17 protein-coding genes are annotated in these 19,001 nt (G+C 45.0%); 15 read left to right on the forward strand and 2 right to left on the reverse strand.

Annotation, left to right across the window (positions count from 1 at the left end; genetic code table 11):
* Positions 1-79: 79 nt before the first annotated feature.
* The 6 genes from L0J61_RS02090 to L0J61_RS02115 are packed head-to-tail and all read left to right on the forward strand — an operon-like array spanning position 80 to position 7,477.
* Positions 80-1,807 (forward strand): SLC13 family permease, encoded by a 1,728-nt coding sequence (locus L0J61_RS02090; protein ID WP_301464669.1) that lies wholly within the window; start codon positions 80-82, stop codon positions 1,805-1,807.
* A gap of 48 nt (positions 1,808-1,855) precedes the next feature.
* On the forward strand, positions 1,856-2,455 hold the full coding sequence (gene cysC / locus L0J61_RS02095; protein WP_301464670.1) for an adenylyl-sulfate kinase: 600 nt from the start codon (positions 1,856-1,858) through the stop codon (positions 2,453-2,455).
* A 10-nt stretch (positions 2,456-2,465) separates the two neighbouring features.
* Positions 2,466-3,452 (forward strand): DHH family phosphoesterase, encoded by a 987-nt coding sequence (locus L0J61_RS02100; RefSeq protein ID WP_301464671.1) that lies wholly within the window; start codon positions 2,466-2,468, stop codon positions 3,450-3,452.
* A gap of 54 nt (positions 3,453-3,506) precedes the next feature.
* On the forward strand, positions 3,507-4,379 hold the full coding sequence (locus L0J61_RS02105) for a UTP--glucose-1-phosphate uridylyltransferase (RefSeq protein ID WP_301464672.1): 873 nt from the start codon (positions 3,507-3,509) through the stop codon (positions 4,377-4,379).
* A gap of 3 nt (positions 4,380-4,382) precedes the next feature.
* A complete protein-coding gene (gene pgi / locus L0J61_RS02110; RefSeq protein WP_301464673.1) occupies positions 4,383-6,041 on the forward strand; it encodes a glucose-6-phosphate isomerase in 1,659 nt (552 codons plus the stop codon).
* Between the two features lie 38 nt (positions 6,042-6,079).
* Positions 6,080-7,477, forward strand: a complete 1,398-nt coding sequence (locus tag L0J61_RS02115; RefSeq protein ID WP_301464674.1) for a UDP-glucose/GDP-mannose dehydrogenase family protein — start codon at positions 6,080-6,082, stop codon at positions 7,475-7,477.
* 167 nt (positions 7,478-7,644) lie between these two features.
* Here L0J61_RS02115 and L0J61_RS02120 read toward each other — a convergent pair whose 3' ends face one another.
* A complete protein-coding gene (locus L0J61_RS02120) occupies positions 7,645-9,138 on the reverse strand; it encodes a phosphomannomutase CpsG (protein WP_301464675.1) in 1,494 nt (497 codons plus the stop codon).
* A 242-nt stretch (positions 9,139-9,380) separates the two neighbouring features.
* Between L0J61_RS02120 and mazG the strand changes: the two genes are divergently transcribed.
* From mazG to yjgA, 8 genes are all read left to right on the forward strand, one after another.
* On the forward strand, positions 9,381-10,262 hold the full coding sequence (mazG, locus tag L0J61_RS02125) for a nucleoside triphosphate pyrophosphohydrolase (protein WP_301464676.1): 882 nt from the start codon (positions 9,381-9,383) through the stop codon (positions 10,260-10,262).
* A complete protein-coding gene (locus L0J61_RS02130; protein WP_301464677.1) occupies positions 10,246-10,650 on the forward strand; it encodes a ComEA family DNA-binding protein in 405 nt (134 codons plus the stop codon). The genes mazG and L0J61_RS02130 overlap by 17 nt, the downstream gene beginning before the upstream one ends.
* A 166-nt stretch (positions 10,651-10,816) precedes the next feature.
* On the forward strand, positions 10,817-12,871 hold the full coding sequence (pcnB, locus tag L0J61_RS02135) for a polynucleotide adenylyltransferase PcnB (protein ID WP_301464678.1): 2,055 nt from the start codon (positions 10,817-10,819) through the stop codon (positions 12,869-12,871).
* Positions 12,872-12,900: 29 nt separating this feature from the next.
* Positions 12,901-13,422 carry a 2-amino-4-hydroxy-6-hydroxymethyldihydropteridine diphosphokinase gene (gene folK, locus L0J61_RS02140; RefSeq protein WP_301464679.1) on the forward strand — a complete coding sequence of 174 codons (522 nt, stop codon included), beginning with the start codon at positions 12,901-12,903 and terminating at the stop codon, positions 13,420-13,422.
* A gap of 72 nt (positions 13,423-13,494) precedes the next feature.
* Entirely contained in the window at positions 13,495-14,295 is an 801-nt protein-coding gene (gene panB, locus L0J61_RS02145) for a 3-methyl-2-oxobutanoate hydroxymethyltransferase (protein WP_301464680.1), read from the forward strand.
* A 39-nt stretch (positions 14,296-14,334) separates the two neighbouring features.
* Entirely contained in the window at positions 14,335-15,252 is a 918-nt protein-coding gene (gene panC, locus L0J61_RS02150) for a pantoate--beta-alanine ligase (RefSeq protein ID WP_301464681.1), read from the forward strand.
* Positions 15,253-15,366: 114 nt separating this feature from the next.
* Complete coding sequence (gene rapZ, locus L0J61_RS02155; protein ID WP_301464682.1) at positions 15,367-16,335, forward strand: RNase adapter RapZ; 969 nt, start codon at positions 15,367-15,369, stop codon at positions 16,333-16,335.
* A gap of 67 nt (positions 16,336-16,402) precedes the next feature.
* Positions 16,403-16,915, forward strand: coding sequence for a ribosome biogenesis factor YjgA (gene yjgA, locus L0J61_RS02160; RefSeq protein WP_301464683.1), 513 nt, complete (start codon positions 16,403-16,405; stop codon positions 16,913-16,915).
* A gap of 85 nt (positions 16,916-17,000) precedes the next feature.
* On the opposite strand, the gene L0J61_RS02165 is transcribed toward yjgA, so the two are convergent.
* Positions 17,001-17,624, reverse strand: a complete 624-nt coding sequence (locus L0J61_RS02165; RefSeq protein WP_301464684.1) for a thiol:disulfide interchange protein DsbA/DsbL — start codon at positions 17,622-17,624, stop codon at positions 17,001-17,003.
* Positions 17,625-18,078: 454 nt separating this feature from the next.
* Here L0J61_RS02165 and ubiG point away from each other — a divergent pair, with 454 nt between their 5' ends.
* Complete coding sequence (gene ubiG / locus L0J61_RS02170) at positions 18,079-18,933, forward strand: bifunctional 2-polyprenyl-6-hydroxyphenol methylase/3-demethylubiquinol 3-O-methyltransferase UbiG (protein ID WP_301464685.1); 855 nt, start codon at positions 18,079-18,081, stop codon at positions 18,931-18,933.
* Positions 18,934-19,001: the final 68 nt, after the last annotated feature.

Consider the following 19,001-nt stretch of genomic DNA (forward strand, 5'->3'; position numbering starts at 1 on the left):
TTTTACATCAATTATGGCTACGTCTGATGCCAGCATACTTTTTAGAACACCACCATATATTTTTTGGATATACTAGATTATGACTTTTTCGATGTGGTTTATGGTAGCGTTACTCGCTACTCTCGTAGTATTACTTGTGAAGTTTCAGCATTATACCACTACTATTTTTGGTGGTGTGTTGCTGACAGTCTTTGCCTTAGGTTGGATTAGCCCGGATGACTTACTAAGTAATGCCTCCAACCAGGGGCTAGCCACTTTGGTTTTGCTTATATTAATCTCCTATGCATTAGAAAAAACCAGTCTATTAACGAACATCACCCGCATACTCTTTTTTGAGTCCGAACGTTCTTCTTTGATACGTACCATCGCATTTTCGGGCGTATCGTCTGCTTTGCTGAACAATACCGCTGTTGTTGCAGCTATGATCAATGCCATTCAAAACGACAGCCGTATTAATGTATCTAGAGTATTGTTACCAATGTGTTTTGCCGCGACGTTGGGTGGCACGATGACATTAATTGGTACCTCTACTAATCTAGTAGTGAATAGTATGTGGGTCAAGCAAGGTCATGATGCTATTGGCTTCTTTGATCTAACGCCTATAGGTCTGGTCATTTTTGCCGTAGGTTCGGTGGTTTTATACTTTACCAGTAAGATCCTACCTAAAAAAACAATGAGCAAAGAGCCTATTGATGAGTACTTTGTAGAGACGAAAGTCGAGGCAAACTCATCTTTGGTCGGTAAAACAGTAGAAGAAGCTAAGCTGCGTAATTTAGTAGATTTGTTTTTAGTAGAGATTATTCGTGGCAACCGTATTATCGCACCCGTATCTCACCATGATCATATACAGGCTAGTGACAAACTGATTTTTTGTGGCGACGTGAAACGTATTCAGGTATTAAGCCAGTACGACGGTCTGAAGTTGTTTGCTGAGGATAGTGGACTACCGACACAGACCTTGACTGAAGTCGCTATCAAACAAGACTCAAGCTTGGTTGGTAATACCCTAAAGTCGACAGGGTTTCGTGCAAAGTTTGATGCCGCTGTCGTCGCTGTCAGACGAGAAAGCGGCAAATGCAGTGGTAAGCTTGGAGAGGTGAGGCTACGGGCTGGTGATATTTTAATCTTGGCAACGGGACCGGATTTTTCAAGTCGCAATAACATCCGCAAAAACTTTTATGTGCTATCAGGTGTCAAGCCGCAGAGTATGATTACCGGATGGCGTGAAAAGCTAGTAATATTTGGCTTCATCGGAATGATACTTGCCTCAGTCGTCACTGGACAATCGCTATTTAATTTGGCTCTGTATCTGTTTGCCGCTTTGTTGCTAACGGGATGCATCGAAGTCAATGAGATTAAGCGGCACTTTCCGATGTCTATCTGGTTGATAGTCATCAGTGCATTATGCTTGGCAAATGCTATGAATACGGTGGGGTTGGATACAAAGATTGCAGAGCTTGCTGCAACGGGTTTATCAGGACTGGCTCCTTCATGGACTTTGCTTGGTGTGCTGCTGTTAACGACGCTTATCACCGAACTGCTCACAAACAATGCTGCCGCCGCACTCATGTTTCCGATTGCTTATAGTATTGCAGTGGGAGTGGGCATTGACCCCTATCCTATGATATTAGCAGTTTGTTTTGGTGCCTCTTGTTCTTTTATCAGTCCCTTTGGTTATCAGACAAACCTTATGGTATTCAATACCGGGGTATATAAAATTCAAGATTTTGCGAGAGTAGGGGCTTTGGTTACCCTAGTTGTGACTGTTATTTGTGTTATGATTATTCCAATGGTTTATCCGTTTTAGATGCTCTTAAAAACATTTTATATTAACTTAATTTTGTGAGAAAACTCTATGATTAAAGCAACCAATATCGTCTGGCATGACGCCGCTGTTACTTCAGCTGAGCGCCAAGAAAAACTAGGTAGTAAGCCTTGCGTTTTATGGTATACCGGGCTTTCTGGATCTGGGAAATCAACGATTGCTAACGCGGTAGATCGTATGTTGCACAATAGAGGTTATTATACTTACTTACTTGATGGTGATAATGTCCGTCATGGCTTAAATAAGGACTTGGGCTTTACCGATGTTGATCGGGTAGAAAACATTCGTCGCATCAGTGAGATTAGCCGTTTGTTTAATGATGCTGGATTGATTGTATCTACTGCCTTCATTTCACCGTTTATTACTGACCGAGAGGCTGCGCGTGAGCTTATAGGGACAGATTTTATAGAAGTGTTTATTGATACACCACTTTCAGAATGTGAAAAACGTGATCCTAAGGGGTTATATAAAAAGGCTCGAGCAGGTGAAATACCCAATTTCACTGGTATTGACTCACCCTATGAAGCACCAGACTCTGCAGAGGTTCACTTAGAAACTGATGGTAAAAATATCGAAGAGGCAGCCGCAGAAGTTGTCGATTACCTGATTGCCAATAGTTATATTAAATAAGTGATAGAAGATGAATTATATAGATGTATTCAATGGCGACGCTGATGGTATCTTTTCGCTTATCCAATGGCGAAAAGCACATCCGATACACGGAAGTGACAAACAGCATCTGGTGACTGGTGTCAAACGAGACATATCGTTAGTACAGCAAATAACTGACGACTTGGCATTTGAGGCGCCCATCACCGTGCTAGATGTATCTTTTGATAAAAACGTGGATGGTGTTAAACAGGTTTTAGAAGTATGTCAGAGCCTATTTTACTGCGATCACCATAAAGCAGATAAACTGTTTGAGCATGAAAAGCTTACGACTAAGATTAATACTGAGCCAACGGTGTGCACAGGGCTACTATTGAATGCGTATTTGCAAGACAAATATCCTTTGTGGGCAGTAGCGTCAGCATATGGTGATGGGCTGGATAGTATCGCTAAACGTCACATTCAAAGACTGAATTTAAACGATAGCCAGCAGAGTCAGCTGAAAAAGCTGGGCGTTTTAGTGAATTACAATGGCTACGGTAGCTCGGTGGAAGATTTGCATTTTGATCCTGCTGAAATGTTTAACTTATTAGCCAATTATGAATCACCATTTGATATTGTTCAGGATAAAGAGTCGCCGTTTTTGCAACTGGAACAAGGTTATATGGATGATATGACCAAGGTTGAATCATCTGAAAATATTAGCTCAAATGACAAGCTAGTGGCTCTGTTGCTTGAGGACGCCGCGTGGGCTCGTCGTATTAGTGGTACTTATGGCAACCAATTAGCCGCCAAAAACCCTGATAAGCCTGTGATAATAGCCTCTCATAATGCGGAAGGCTCTCTTGCTATTAGCTTGCGTGCGCCAAAAAATAACCCATATGGCGCCAGTACTATATGTAGTCAGTTTGCTACTGGTGGTGGCAGGGAAGGAGCTGCAGGTGTCAACAAATTACCTAAGTCAGATATTGATGCGTTTATCGACACTGTGAGTAAACACTACTTGCTATCAAAATAACTAAGTAATAATTGTCATTTAAACCATATTTCAAATGAATTTTGAGGATAGATTATGAAAAACGTAAAGTTCGCTGTACTGCCTGTAGCAGGCTTTGGCACGCGTATGCTGCCACTGTCTAAATCTGTACCAAAAGAACTGTTGCCGCTAGGTAGTCGTCCTGCTATTCATTATGTCGTTGAAGAGGCGATCGCTGCGGGTGTTAAGCACATTGTATTGGTCGGTCATGCACAAAAAAGTGCGATAGAAAATTACTTCGACGTCAATGCGGAGCTAGATGGTCAGCTGCGCCGTAAAGGTAAAGATGAATTGGCTGATAGTTTGAACTGGTTGCCAGATGATGTGACGGTATCGATGATACGTCAGGGCAAGCCGTTAGGATTGGGTCATGCGGTATTGGCTGCCCATCCCATCATTGGTGAGAACGACTTCGCCGTATTATTACCTGACGTCGTACTAGATCCCTATACCACTAATATGTCTGCTGACAACTTAGCATTCATGATTGATGCCTTTGCTAAAGATGGTCATTCACAAATATTGGTCGACCAAGTAGCAGACGAAGACGTGCACAAATACGGTATTGCTAAATTGAGTGATACGAGTGCTGCTGACGGACAAGCAAAAGCAAATGCTAGCTTTAAGGTCGCAGGCTTTGTAGAGAAACCCAGCTTGGCGGATGCCCCGTCAAAACTGGCTGTGGTTGGTCGTTATGTCTTTAGTCATCAAATATTTGACTACTTAGCTAATACCAAAGCTTCAGTCGGTGGTGAAATTCAGCTAACGGATGCTATTGATGCATTAATAAGTGAGTATGGTGTCAATGTCACTACGATGAGTGGCAGTAGCTATGATGCCGGCGATATGAAGTCATACATGCAGGCGTTTATGTACTTTGCTCAGCAGCAGTTGGCAGGTGGTGAATAGCTGATGGAAAAAGATAAACGGTACCACTGTGCTCGTCAATCGAAATACTGGCAGCAACTACAGAAGCTTGCCATGCGATCATGGTCGCTTGCCAGTTTGTTCGAGAAAGATGATACACGTGCTGCCCGATTCAGCACGCAAGCTGGCTCACTATATATGGATTATAGTAAGCAATGTGTCGATGAGGAAGTGTTAGTCAGCCTGTTGGGTCTGGCTGACAGCTGTGACTTGTCTGAACGAATTGACGCATTAATGCAAGGCGCGATGGTCAATACCAGTGAGTCTCGTGCTGCTTTGCATACGGCGCTGCGCCTACCAGAGACGGCAAGTTTGCAAGTTGATGATCAAGATGTCGTTTCGGATGTGCATTATAGTCTAGCTCAGGTAGCCAGAATGTCTGAGCGTATCCGCAGTGGTACCTGGCGTGGGTTTTCGGGCAAAGCCGTCACCGATGTGGTCAATATCGGTGTGGGTGGTTCTGATTTGGGGCCGTTGATGGCTAAGACGGCGCTGGATGAGTGGGCGGATACTTCTGTAAATGTACACTTTGTCTCCAACATGGATGGTACGCAGCTGGATAATTTGCTGAAGTACCTCAAGCCTGAAACTACCTTGTTTATTATCTCATCCAAATCTTTTGGTACGGTTGATACTTTGTCTAATGCTAAAACAGCATTGTCATGGCTGCTTGCAACTGCCAAACTACGTTCAGGTACCGAAGACAGCGTGCTACGTCGTCATTTTATCGGTATTTCAGCCAATAATGAAAAAATGAATGCTTGGGGTATACATCCTGAGCATCAGTTGCAGCTCTGGGACTGGGTTGGTGGGCGTTTTTCTTTATGGTCGGCGATTGGATTGGCCATCGCTGTTCGTATTGGTATGGCAGGATTTAAGGAGCTGTTAAGCGGTGCGCACAACATGGATACGCATTTTGCCGAAGCAGACTTCGCAGATAATATACCGGTATTATTAGGTTTGCTTGCTGTGTGGAACAGCACTTTTTTACAAGTCAATGCTCACACGGTGCTTCCTTATGATGGCCGTTTGAGCTATTTACCTAGTTACCTCACTCAGCTCGAAATGGAAAGTAACGGTAAGTCTGTGACACTGCACGGTGAGCGTATTGATTATGATACTTGCCCTATATTATGGGGTGAGATTGGATCCAATGCCCAGCATGCGTTCTATCAGCTGTTACATCAGGGCACGCAACAGGTCTCTTGTGATTTTATTGCCTGCGTGCGCCGTTATGATGGCCCGCTAAAAAATACATCGTTACAGCAGCAGCATGAGCTATCACTGGCGAATTGTTTGGCGCAAAGCCGAGTATTGGCTTTTGGCAATCGTGCGGTAGCAGATGGCAAAGTTGATACAGGTGTGGTTACCGATAAATGCAAGTTTTATCGTGGCAACCAGCCATCCACGACGCTTTTGATTGACGAGTTGACCCCCTATAGCTTAGGCTCCCTAATTGCCCTCTATGAGCATAAGGTCTACGTTATGGCTAGTATTTGGGATGTCAATCCATTTGATCAATGGGGCGTTGAGATGGGTAAGCAAATGGCAGACTCGGTGCATCATGCTATGCAACACGAGAGGAAGGGGCGGTTCGACAAATCTACCGAACAGTTATTACAGCATATTAAACAGCTTTCTTAAAGCTGCTGACACGTAAACATGGTTGCTAAGGTAAGCTTATGAGTGCTGATTCTATAAAAGATTATATTCCTGAATATATGCAGACATCAAACCAAAACAATGGCAAAAAAACTGATGCATGTGTAATAGTAGGGCATAGTATTGAAGCCATTACTAGTGCGGTGGTGTTAGCCAGCTTAGGTAACACCGTGCATTTATACTCAAATATTGAAGTGCTAGAGCAGCAGCTGCAACAATACGATTTTGAGCGGCACTTACCAGCACTATGGCAAATGTATGTTCAACAGCGTCGAATTATCAATCAAGAACTGCCTGATAGTGCTGAGCTGTTGCTGCAACGCTATGCTCCCTCTATTGAGAATGGTGATAGCGAAAATGTGATATTGTATTGGTTGTTTTTGGATACTGTTAAATCAGTTTGGTTGGAAGATGGGTGGGTAACGGCTTTTAATCATAGCAGTCAACAAGGCCTACCATTGATTATGAGTGGTATTGAGGCAATCGGCCACATATCAGAGTTAGCGCAACGCCTCAAGCGCGCATGGGTTTATTATATTCCGTTTGCTTTTCTACAGGAAGGGAGTGCCTATAGTTCGATGCTTGCACCTTCTTTATGGTTGGTCGGTGAGAAAATGCCACAGAGTAGTACCCATAAGCTATCAGTTTTACAGCCTTTGCGACTCGATGCGCGCGCGTTTTTTTATGCTGATATCGCAACGATTGAGTTTGCTCGTAGTAGCATAATGGGTATGCTAGCGACCCGAGTGAGTTTTATGAATGAGATGTCACGCTTTGCTGATCGTCATAATGCTGATCATAATAAGATCGATATTCAGCAGGTCAGTCATATCATTGGGCTTGACGATCGTATTGGCAGTAGCTATCTACAAGCAGGTTGGGGATTCGGCGGTAACACGCTACCAAAAGAACTGAATAAATTGCAGCAGTCAGGGCAGGTGCATAGTCTAGATATGCCACTACTACGTTCAGTCATGCACATTAACGATGATCAAAAAGAGTTGATTTTCCGTAAGTTTTGGCGGTACTTCGATGGCTTTATTGATAGTAAAACGGTGATGATTTGGGGTAGTAGCTATAAGCCAAGGTCTGGACGTACGGTTGGTTCGGCTATTCATCCTTTATTAGCGTTACTGTGGTCTTATAATATTCGTACCATTGTGTACACTGATAGACCACAAACAGAGCTTATGGGACGCTATGGTCAGCAGCCGTTGTTTCAACTGGCATCTGATCCGTATGAAGCGTTACCAAACACGCATGCTATTTTTATCGTCAGCTGGTCGCCTCAAGAGCAGTTAGACATCGCTCAAATTAATCAACAAGCGATACCAGTATTTGACGCACAGAACGCATTGACAAGGAGGCAAATCGATAGCTTGGTGGGTGATTATAGGGGCATCGGTCGAGTTAAGTGAATTTGATACAGCCAATCTGAATAGATATGGTTGGCTGTATGTGACTTGGTAAGTCTACTTACTGTAGATAATGCTACTGTTCATAAATGAAAGAAAAGGCTCGCTATTAATAATTAGCGAGCCTGTTTTAGTTTTTGAACATAAATATAACCGTATATATTTTGACACTACACTAACACAGCACCTTGCTTACTAAGCCAAGTCTTTATCTCTTGGGTTTTGTGAGTTAGTAATTGTTCGTCACCACGAGTTTCGATGTTTAGCCTGATAAGAGGTTCGGTATTCGAGGCACGTAAGTTGAAACGCCAGTCACCAAAGTTCAGACTGAGACCATCAAGTACGGACTTATTTGGATTTTCAGCATTATAGTTTTCTTCAATCGCACTAATAATCGTCGGTGCATCGTCGGAGGTAAGACGGAAATTTAACTCACCTGAACTGGGGTAGGACTGAATATAGCCTGTGACCAACTCTGACAGTGTTTTACCCGTGATCGATAACAATTCGATGGTCAGCAGCCAAGGTATCATGCCGCTGTCACAGTAGAAAAAGTCTCGGAAGTAGTGATGGGCAGACATTTCACCGCCATACACAGCGCCTGATTCGCGCATGACTTGCTTGATGAATGAATGTCCGGACTTACTCAGCACGGCCTGACCATTATGTTCTGCAATCACTGCTTCGGTGTTATATATCACTCGTGGGTCATAGACGATGGGCTCGCCCTGTTCTTGATGTTGGTACTTATTCAAAAAGGCTTGTGCCAGCATACCGACGACATAGCTACCATCGATAAACTTACCATGCTCATCAAATAAAAAGCAGCGATCAAAGTCCCCGTCAAAAGCAATACCCAGATCGGCTTTATTTTCTAGCACCGCCTGCTGAGTAGCCACTCGGTTGGCTTCGATCATCGGATTGGGGATACCATTTGGAAAGCTACCGTCAGGTGTGTGATGCAGCTTGATGACTTCAATTGGTGCGTCTGCTTGTACCAATTTATCGATTAATAAGTCCACCGTAGGGCCTGCACTGCCGTTTCCTGAGTTGATGACTAGCTTTAGCGGCTGCAGCTTATCGGTATCGATGAAAGTCATGACATGGTCGATATAAGCGCTTTTATCCGTCAGTAGCTGCAAGGCTCCAGACTGGCTCATATTGTTGAACTGCCCAGACTCTGCCAGTGCTTGGATTTCAGCCAAGCCATCATCAGCGCTGATGGGTTTTGAGTGTTCTTTTACCAACTTTAAGCCGTTGTAGTTGATTGGGTTGTGACTGGCAGTGACTTCGATCCCGCCCAACGCCTGATAGTAACTGGTGGCGAAATATACTTCTTCTGTCCCTGTCATGCCCAAGTCTATGACATCAATGCCTGCATCCATCATGCCACGGATAGCGGCCTGCTTTAGCTGTTCGCTAGAGTGGCGAATATCGCTACCAATTACGATAGTGTGTTTCAAGTTCTCTAATCCGGATGTAGTATCTGCGGCGTGATAACGTTCGGACAAGATCTGTGCAAAAGCACGACCAATACGATAAGCAATGGCTTCGTCGAGATTGACTCCCAACTCTCCACGAATATCATATGCCTTGAATGAGTTAATAGTAATGGGATTGAGTTTAACCTCTGGTTGGTAGCTAGCGGTCGCAGAAGTAGACATAAAAAAGATTCCTTGCGTATAGGCATAGTCAGATAATAAAGTAGATTGTACGAGTACAAATTAATATGCGTTCAATGGTACACTAAGTGCATAGAGAATAACCTAAATGGTGCGTTGAGTGTAGGTTTTTGCCACTAAAATATCTACTAAGCTGTGCCGTATTCTAGACTATTAAGAACCGTTTTAAGCCAGATAATATAAAGCCAAAAATAGATATAAGAGTATCATTAAGAGCATCGCTTATGAGTCACTTAGAAGATAAAATCTCAGCACCTAAACCAGTGCAAGGGTCACCAGAGGCCAGCGGTCAACTTGACGACCTTTTGGCATTAATGGCCAGATTGCGTGCTGACTGTCCATGGGATAGAAAGCAAAGTAACCATAGCCTGATCCCTTATGCTATCGAAGAAGCCTATGAGCTGGGTGAGGCCATACAAAGCGACGATGACGAAGACATCAAAGGTGAGTTAGGCGATGTGCTACTGCAAGTGGTTTTTCATTGTCAGATGTATGCAGAGCAGGGTCGCTTCGATATGATCGATGTCATTCGCACTTTACAAGAAAAACTGACTCGTCGTCATCCTCATGTGTTTGAGGCTGAAACTTTGAAAGATGATGCAGCAGTAAAAGTACGTTGGGATGAGATCAAAGCGGAAGAGCAAAGTGCGCGCGAGGCACGTGGTAAACCCAAGCGGCGTTTGGACAGCCTCAAAGCAGGTAGTGCGCTCATGCAGGCGCAAGAGGTACAAAAACAGGCATCAAAGCTGGGCTTTGATTGGGAAGGAGTAGCAGGCGCATTTGATAAGCTAGATGAAGAAATAGCCGAGCTAAAAAACGAGTTAATAGATAAAGCTAAAGAAGATGCTAAATACAATATAAGCAAGGCCAACATCAAAGAGATTGAAAAAGAACTGGGTGACTGTATGTTTGCGCTGGTTAATGTGGCGCGTAAGATCAACCTCGATGCAGAAGCGGCAACGTTGACCTGCGTGCATAAATTTAAATCACGTTTTGGTTATATTGAAGAGCAGCTAGCGATAGCTGGCAAGCGCTTAGAAGACAGTGATATCACAGAAATGGATGCACTGTGGGAAGCGGCGAAACAACATGAACGATTGTTATAAACTTTCGTGTGCCAGTGTATTTGGTGCGAGTGCTATCCGTGCCAGTTGGCTTAATGTCGCTATTTTTGGCCTTGTGTTGGTTCTGATGAGGGTCAGTAACGCCAATACTACGCCCTGTTTTGATGATCCTCAGCAGGCTTACGATTATCTGATTGCCCAAGAGGAAGCTAAGGTTCAAGCACGAGATAATGCCACGATTAACATCAATACTGCCAGTGAAGGTGAGCTTGTATCCTTGCATGGTATTGGTAGTAGTAAAGCGCAAGAAATTATTTTATACCGCGAGATGTTTGGCCGTTTTAGAACTGTGGAAGATTTAACAAAGGTCAAAGGCATTGGTGCCAAAACTGTTGAGGACAATCAATCACGCCTCAGCGTGCAAGATTAATGGCAGCATTTTGCCCAAATTAATGCCAATATTGACAAAATAGCACGTAAGTAAACGTCATAACGCACCCAGTAAGCACAAAATTTGTTAAACTATCCGCTACATCCGCCTGATGAACACTGTGTCTGTCAGGAGCGATCAAAGAATACCGGCGAGGAGTAGATGCATGGCCGAGCGTGCCGCCAAGCAGTTAGAACTGAATAAATCTGAATTACCCAATTCCATTACTGAAGTCATCACAACATTGACCCGAGCTGGGTTTGACGCCTATATCGTCGGTGGCGGGGTGCGTGATACTTTGTTGGGTCTGCGCCCGAAAGACTTTGATGCAGTGACTGATGCCAAGCCACATGAGATTAAAGACGTCTTTGGCAAGCGCTGCCGCATTATTGGTCGCCGTTTCAAGCTGGCGCATGTGTACTCAGGGCGTGAGCTGATTGAAGTTGCCACTTTCCGTGGCCCACCGACCAGTAAGGGCAATACCAACCAAGAGGGCATGATCCTGCGTGACAATGTCTGGGGCGATATCAAACAGGATTTCTCTCGTCGCGATTTTTCGATCAACGCATTGTATTATCAGCCGCTTAAAGGCGTGGTGCATGACTTTTGCGATGCGCTGGACGACATTGATAACAAGATCATTCGTCTGTTAGGGGAAGCGTCAGTCCGTATCGAAGAAGATCCAGTACGCTTGTTGCGTGCTTTACGATTCAAAGCCAAGCTTGGCTTTGAGTTTGATAAGGCACTGGCTGAGCAGTTTCATGAGAGCAACTGGGCTTTGCTTGAGCAAATATCGCCGCACAGGCTCTATGATGAGACGCAAAAGATGTTTACAGGCGGATATCTAGTACCGCTGTTGCCGTTGTTATTCGAGTCAGGCGCGATAGATAGTTTGGTCATCTATCCACCCTCTGAGGCAAGTGCCTTAGTCCAGCAAGTAGCGATCAATACTGACAAGCGTATTGCCGCAGGCAAAAGTATCAATCCTGCATTCTTTTATGCAGCCTTATTGTGGGAAAACTACCTGCATCAGCTAGAAAAAGCGAAAAAGCGTAATATGCCGTTCGCTGAAGCTCAGATGCATGCGGCAGGTAAAGTCATCGACCGTCAGCGTATTAAAACTGCCATTCCAAAGTTCGCTGAGCAGTTCATCCGTGATATCTGGATTTTGCAGCCCAAATTATCCGCCCCGCGTAACAAACAAATCGAACAGTTGGCGGAGCATCCTCGCTTTCGTGCCGCCTTTGATTTTCTATTATTGCGCGAACAGTGTGATGATGCGGCCCACCCGTTATCAGAGTCGACCAATGAGATGGGAGTTTGGTGGCAGACGTACCAAACACTATCTGAGCAAGAGAAGCAACAAGCGATTGATGATTTTGACGAAAGCATTCGACGCGGTTCTTATAAAAAAAGACAGCGTAGTCGTGGACGTAATCGCCAAAACTCGGACAGTAAGACTCTTGATACCTCAACGGCTAAGCAACAAAACACCGGTGACAGTACAGCGAAAGCTGAGTCAAAACAACCAATGGCGCATGATTCATCGAATGTGCCAGCGCGTCGCCGCCGAGCAAAGTCTCAGTCCACTGCTGGTAAGCATGAAAATAGCCGCCATAACAACCAACAGCCGCAGCAAGATGCCGCTGAGTTAGCGCAGTTGCAGGAACTGTCACTGGCCAGTCGTGATGATCAGTCAAAACGTCAATCAAAACAGCAGCCAGCGCATCATCCTGAGCCGCTGTTTGTGGTAGAGCACGAAAAAGTCGTGCCGCCATTAAAAAAACAGCTACCTGAAGCATCAAAGGGGTCATCTAAGCGTAGCCAAAAGGCAAAACAACGTAAAACGGTAGATAGTGCTGACAAAGCGCCAGTAGAAAAACCAGTGGAAGGCGGGCGTCCTACTAGCAATGCAAAAGTCAGGCCAGCGCAAACGATTGCCAAGACTCCTGCACTAGTGAGCATCAATAATGCGCCGATACCGCATAAACGTCGTCGTCAGAAAGTGTCTACCGACAATATCAGTACCGACAATAGCGGCGCGGATACTAGCTCTGTTGCCCCAAAAGACCAAGCTGCGGCGAAATATCCCAAGAAAGCACCTAGGCCTGCTAAAAGCAGCCCAGCAGAGACAAGCAACGCTGCGAGCAGCAAAGGGACTGATAACAAAGGGCCTATACCGTCTAAGCGTCGCCGCCGTCAGCCAAGCAGCAATGCATAACCTGCAAATAATAAAGTGAGCTGAGCATTATGAGCAGTCATATGGCCAATGCCAATTGGGCGATGTGTTATGTTGGATTAGGAAGCAATCTTGCCAATGAGCTAGGAACACCTGCAGAGCATTTACAGCATGCGTTGATGGCTATGCAGCAGCACAAGCAAGTACGTTCGGTTCGTGTTTCTTCGTTTTATGCCTCAGCACCGATGGGTCCGCAAGACCAGCCTGATTTTGTTAATGCGGTCGCAGGGTTTGAGACCACGTTGCCCCCATTTGAGTTATTGGCATTTTGCCAACAGCTAGAATCGCAAGCAAAACGTGCGCGCTTGCGTCGCTGGGGCGAGCGTAGTCTGGATGTTGATGTTTTGCTCTATGATCAGCGACAAATCACTGAGCCAACATTGACCATACCGCACGCTGGATTGCTCGAGCGCAACTTTGTTTTGGTACCACTACGTGAGTTGGAACCCGCGCTTATCATCGCTGGAAAAGCCATAGAAAAACATGCTTATAGCAGCGACTGGACAGGCTTAACGCTATTATCGGATGGCTAATCAATACGCTAACAATAAACTGAACAGCCTTCAGTAGCTGATTCATAGTATTGCAGATTAATCGAGGGTCATATGACGACATTATCCACCCTAAACAAGCTGAAAAAAGAGGGTACCAAGTTTACTTGCTTAACCTGCTACGATGCCATGTTTGCTCGTATGATGGATAAGGCGCAGATTGATACCATTTTAATTGGTGATAGTCTGGGAATGGTCGTGCAAGGCCATGACTCCACGTTACCTGTAACGATTGATGATATGGCGTATCATACCGCCAATATCGCGCGCAGTAATGACAGCGCATTGATTTTGGCTGATCTGCCTTTTATGAGTTATGTAACCCTGCCGGAAGCGGTAACCAATAGTCGCAAGCTCATGCAAGCAGGTGCGCATGTGATTAAAATTGAAGGTGGTAGCGAGCTGTGTGATCTGGTCACAAAATTAGCGCAAGCGGGTACGCCGACTTGTGTGCATTTAGGTTTAACACCGCAGTCTGTCAATGTCTTCGGTGGTTATAAAGTCCAAGGTCGCGATGAGGCTGCGGCGGATAAACTGCTTGCTGATGCCAAGGCTGTGGTGGCAGCAGGCGCAGCATTATTGGTACTAGAGTGTGTACCCGCCGAGCTGGCTAAGGCAGTGACGGACGCTGTGGCAGTGCCTGTAATTGGGATTGGTGCCGGCGCAGATACTGATGGTCAAGTACTGGTCATGCATGACATGCTAGGCATGGCACACGGTCGAGTCCCGCGCTTCGTGCATGATTTTTTGACTGACGAGCGTAATGATGCGGGCAGTATTGAAGGCGCTTTTGCGCTTTATCAGCAGTCAGTGCGCGACGGTAGTTTCCCCGCCGAGCAGCATCAGTTTAGCTAATTTTTCGTTTTGCGATTATAGACAAAAGAATATTTCACCATGCCAATTATTCATCAGCAGATTTCAGCATTACGAGCCGACCTACAGCTTTATCGTGGATCAAAAAGTGACCACCCTAGTGACAAGTCGGAGGGAAGGCATCGTATCGCATTAGTGCCCACGATGGGCAACTTGCATGATGGACATCTGGAGCTGGTACGTATCGCAAAGCAGCAAGCTGATATTGTCGTTGTCAGCATTTTTGTCAATCCGACTCAGTTTGGTGAAGGCGAAGATCTAGACAGTTATCCACGGACATTAGACAAAGATGTTGAAAAACTAGCGACGGTCGGTGCTGATTATGTGTTTGCACCGAGTACCGAGGAGATGTACCCAGTATTACCGCCACCGACTGCTGTCATCGCTGGTGCTATTGCCGATCAGTTATGTGGACGGTCGCGTCCGGGGCACTTCGATGGAATGGGAATCGTCGTCTCGAAGCTATTTAACATCGTACAACCGGATGTAGCGGTTTTTGGGCAAAAAGACTACCAACAGTTAGCAATCATTAAGCAACTGGTTCGTGACTTGAGTTATCCAATCGAGATCATAGAAGCACCTATTATTCGCGCTGAAGACGGATTGGCGTTATCCTCTCGTAATCAGTATTTGAGTAAAGCGGAACGCCAGATTGCGCCTGTATTACATCAAGAGCTTCAACGTTTGGCTCAGCAACTGCAAAGTAGTCAGCTTCACTCACAACAGGTCGCCGCTCTGGATGTTTTACTAACTGATACTCACAAGCGTATCACTGAAGCTGGGTTTGTAATTGATTATCTAGAGGTAAAAACCGAGCAGTTGACACCGGTAGTGACTACGGAAAACTTCAATAAAGAAAAACCAAACTTGATCGTGCTGGTGGCTGCTCAGCTAGGACGGGCGCGTTTGCTAGACAATCAACTGGTGACAGTGAGTTAGCTGCAGTGACAGATTATGCTGCGTATGTTGCAGGGGTCGTGAACAGTAGAAGATAATCAAAATTTGAAGTCTCTTTTTTATTGTGGGTTGACTATAGGCTAAGGTGAGTGAGTCATGGATTTAAGTCAGGGTAGGAAGAATGGTGAATCTGAGCAGACGATAGTAGACTCAACAAACGCTGATAAGCTTAGTATTTTAGTCGTATCAGGGCGTTCAGGGTCTGGTAAAACGTCGGTATTAAATATCTTAGAAGATCTAGGGTATTATTCAATTGATAACCTGCCACTGTCATTGTTGCCGGCTGCTGCAAAAAAGCTCGTCAATGAAAGTGGTATCAATCGTATTGCGCTTGGGGTTGATATTCGCACCCCACGCGCCGATTTGTCCAACTTTGCAGAGACTCATAGAATATTAAAAGAGACTTATGGGAAGCGTGCTGTTAGGGTCGTCTATGTCACGGCGCAAGAGGGTACATTAGTAGCACGATTTAACGCCACTCGCCGCGTGCATCCATTGATGTCACAAGATGTCGACAGTGACAACGCTCGACATATCGCCTTTAATCTCCCTGCGGCGATAAAAAAAGAAGCAGAACTGTTGGAGCCGATTGAAGGTCTAGCCGATATCAGAATTGATACTAGCACGCTGAATATCCATCAGTTGAAAGACCGATTGCGTGAACACATAGGTATCGATACTCAGATCGTGATCAATCTTCTCTCTTTTGGTTTCAAACATGGGAGTCCTATTGATGCAGACTTTATCTTTGATGTGAGAATTTTGCCAAACCCGCACTGGAACCCCAAGCTGCGTGCATCGACGGGATTGGACACGGCAGTTGCTGATTTTTTTGCTGATTATCCAGAAGTTGCCGAGATGACTGATGATCTCGATAGATTTTTAACTCGCTGGTTACCAGAGTTCTTGCATAATAATCGTCATACAGTGACGGTTGCGATTGGTTGCACTGGCGGTAAGCATCGCTCGGTATTTATTACTGATACGCTACAGCGCCGTTTGGCTGATGTCATGCCTGTCGGCGTCAAGGTGCTCGCCAAGCATCGTGAAAAAAACCGGTGGTAATGCCGCCTAGAGGCATGAATCTTTAGTTGCCTTATTCATTTTATTTTTATTATTTCGGAACGTTTTTATGGTTGACTGGTCAGAAAAGGATATGCGCGTCTCGCGCACAGAACTCAAAAAAGCCCATGAGCGCTTGCAGCAGCTATCAATACCCCTTGCCAGCTTATCGAAAAAACAGCTCAAAACCTTGCCAGTCAGTGATTATTTTATGGCTGAATTGATGGCATTGGCAGACATTACCAGTGCGAACGCTCGTAATCGCCAAACCAAACGGGTCGGTAAGCTTATCAGCGAAGAGGACCGCCATGCATTGGTAAAAGCATTGTTCGATGCCTTTTTTCCTAAAGAGCAGGCTTCTAAGATAGAAAGCTGGTATGAGCGCTTAAATATCAATGATGAAGGTACACTGAAGCAATTCGTCAAACAATATAAAGCCTCGGAGCGTAATAGTATGTACCAGCTATTACTGTGGATTGAATATGCCAAGCATATGCAAGATGACGAACTGATGGCAGAATCAGAAGAAGATTTGGCCAGCTATATTCGTGAAGTAGCGATTTTGTCGCAGCTGAAAAAATAGGCCAGACTTTAGAGCGGACTATCTGCAAAAAAAGCCAATCACTGAGTGATTGGCTTTTTTGTATGTCATTGGACCTACATATCTATTATTTATTTTTATCAGCGCGTACTTTATCAACCAAATGGTCGACGATTTTAGGTACAGTAGCATCTTGACCGCTGATTACGTATTTCCCTTGTACCACAACAGTTGGTACCCCTGTGACTTGATAGCGTTTAGCACCTGCTTGTGAGCGACCAATTTTTGTACCAACCGCGAACGAATTATAAAGACTGTTAAACTTCTTTTCGTCCACGCCTTGTGAGGCATACCATTTGCTCAATGACTGTTGATCAAACAGTTTTTGACCATCTTTGTGAATGGCATCGAACAAGGCATCATGAGTCTTGTCTTCAAAACCTAGTAGCTGCGCGGCATAGAACCCGCGAGCATTGGTTTCCCAAACAGGATTCATTGCGGCTGGTGTTTTAAAGAACGCAACATCTTTGTCTTTGGTTTCTGCCCACTTTTCCATATGTGGGTTGAGCACGTTACAATGCAGGCAGCCGTACCAGAAAAATTCACGAACGATAATGGCATCACCGCTGATTTTTTCTGGATTTTCCAGTACGCGGTAGTCTTTTCCGGCGACATAGTCAGCGGCTTGTGCGCCCATAGTGGCAAATCCAACGGCCATGGCTAGACCAGTCATTGTGATGACACGTTTCATATTTTATCCTTGAGGTATATATGTTATAGGGTGTGATGGAGTTCTCTACTGCCTCAACAGGCGAGTACTGTTGTAGGCGTCATAAACGATGCTGTACCGAGTACCATATATAGATATTTTGTTATCGCAAATCATCAACTATGATAACGTAAAATACGTGTGTTTGTGAATCTGATTCTTAACGAACGGTTGTAAAGCTGTGAGCTGTTATTTACAGTCTATTGTCTATATCGTTAAAACCTGCCAAAGAGGTTATCGAGACGGTTATGTCATTACAGGTAATCCACCATTGTCATGCTGTTTTTACTTATTGCAGTTAAAGGTTCTACGGTGCTGCCATTCACAATCAGTGACGATGTACTTCACGACAAAGTTGTTGATCTCATGCTAATATTAGGCATATAGTTGTGTACTATATAACGCAATAATGACAATGATAATAAAGGGACACCTCATGAGCTCAGCCATACCTTCTTCACCTTCTGCTAATGATCAAGTGAGTAACTCAAACGACAGCACTCAAGCTCAAACCGCAACCATCAATGTAGATCCTAGTGAAGTTGAAAAGTTCAATAAACTGGCAGGGGAATGGTGGAGTAATACAGGCGCATTTGCGACTTTGCATGAAATCAATCCACTGCGTTTGAATTGGATAGAAGAAAATGTGAAACGTGGCTACGCATCTAACGGTACGGACAACGATGGTAAGGATGCCGATGCTGACGCCGATGCAGGATTGTCTGGCAAAAAGGTGCTTGATGTTGGTTGCGGCGGTGGAATTCTGTCGGAGTCAATGGCTCGTCGTGGCGCTGACGTTACCGGGGTTGACTTGGGTACTGAAAACTTAAAAGCAGCGGCGCTCCATGCAGAGCAAAGCGGTTTGCAGGAGACTTTGCGCTATCAGCACATTCCAGTAGAAGATTTAGCCAAAACTCACGCTGGTCAGTTCGATGTGGTGACTTGCATGGAGATGCTAGAGCACGTGCCCGACCCAAGTTCAATTGTACAGGCATGTTTTGAGCTACTGGCGCCGGGTGGCGTGTGCGTACTATCGACCATCAACCGCAATCCAAAGTCATATCTATTTGCTATCGTTGGGGCAGAGTATGTATTGCGCTTGCTAGATCGTGGAACCCATGATTATGCCAAGTTCATTACTCCAGCCGAGCTAGATAAAATGGCAGTCAACGTTGGGTTTACGCGTCAGGATATTATTGGGTTGCACTATAATCCGCTGACCAAGCGCTACTGGCTGGCACAAAACGTCGATGTCAATTATATGATAGCCGTACACAAGCCAATGGACTAGCGTTGTGGTTGGTTGTTTTAACATTTTACCGCAGAAATCCCCTACCTCTAAGGTAGTGGGATGAATGC

This window comes from Psychrobacter sp., assembly GCF_030457785.1.
Lineage (GTDB): Bacteria > Pseudomonadota > Gammaproteobacteria > Pseudomonadales > Moraxellaceae > Psychrobacter.

Coding starts and splice junctions, on each gene's coding strand:
- L0J61_RS02090 (WP_301464669.1), top strand. CDS start 80: ATGACTTTTTCGATGTGGTTTATGGTAGCGTTACTCGCTACTCTCGTA.
- cysC (WP_301464670.1), top strand. CDS start 1,856: ATGATTAAAGCAACCAATATCGTCTGGCATGACGCCGCTGTTACTTCA.
- L0J61_RS02100 (WP_301464671.1), top strand. CDS start 2,466: ATGAATTATATAGATGTATTCAATGGCGACGCTGATGGTATCTTTTCG.
- L0J61_RS02105 (WP_301464672.1), top strand. CDS start 3,507: ATGAAAAACGTAAAGTTCGCTGTACTGCCTGTAGCAGGCTTTGGCACG.
- pgi (WP_301464673.1), top strand. CDS start 4,383: ATGGAAAAAGATAAACGGTACCACTGTGCTCGTCAATCGAAATACTGG.
- L0J61_RS02115 (WP_301464674.1), top strand. CDS start 6,080: ATGAGTGCTGATTCTATAAAAGATTATATTCCTGAATATATGCAGACA.
- L0J61_RS02120 (WP_301464675.1), bottom strand. CDS start 9,138: ATGTCTACTTCTGCGACCGCTAGCTACCAACCAGAGGTTAAACTCAAT.
- mazG (WP_301464676.1), top strand. CDS start 9,381: ATGAGTCACTTAGAAGATAAAATCTCAGCACCTAAACCAGTGCAAGGG.
- L0J61_RS02130 (WP_301464677.1), top strand. CDS start 10,246: ATGAACGATTGTTATAAACTTTCGTGTGCCAGTGTATTTGGTGCGAGT.
- pcnB (WP_301464678.1), top strand. CDS start 10,817: ATGGCCGAGCGTGCCGCCAAGCAGTTAGAACTGAATAAATCTGAATTA.
- folK (WP_301464679.1), top strand. CDS start 12,901: ATGAGCAGTCATATGGCCAATGCCAATTGGGCGATGTGTTATGTTGGA.
- panB (WP_301464680.1), top strand. CDS start 13,495: ATGACGACATTATCCACCCTAAACAAGCTGAAAAAAGAGGGTACCAAG.
- panC (WP_301464681.1), top strand. CDS start 14,335: ATGCCAATTATTCATCAGCAGATTTCAGCATTACGAGCCGACCTACAG.
- rapZ (WP_301464682.1), top strand. CDS start 15,367: ATGGATTTAAGTCAGGGTAGGAAGAATGGTGAATCTGAGCAGACGATA.
- yjgA (WP_301464683.1), top strand. CDS start 16,403: ATGGTTGACTGGTCAGAAAAGGATATGCGCGTCTCGCGCACAGAACTC.
- L0J61_RS02165 (WP_301464684.1), bottom strand. CDS start 17,624: ATGAAACGTGTCATCACAATGACTGGTCTAGCCATGGCCGTTGGATTT.
- ubiG (WP_301464685.1), top strand. CDS start 18,079: ATGAGCTCAGCCATACCTTCTTCACCTTCTGCTAATGATCAAGTGAGT.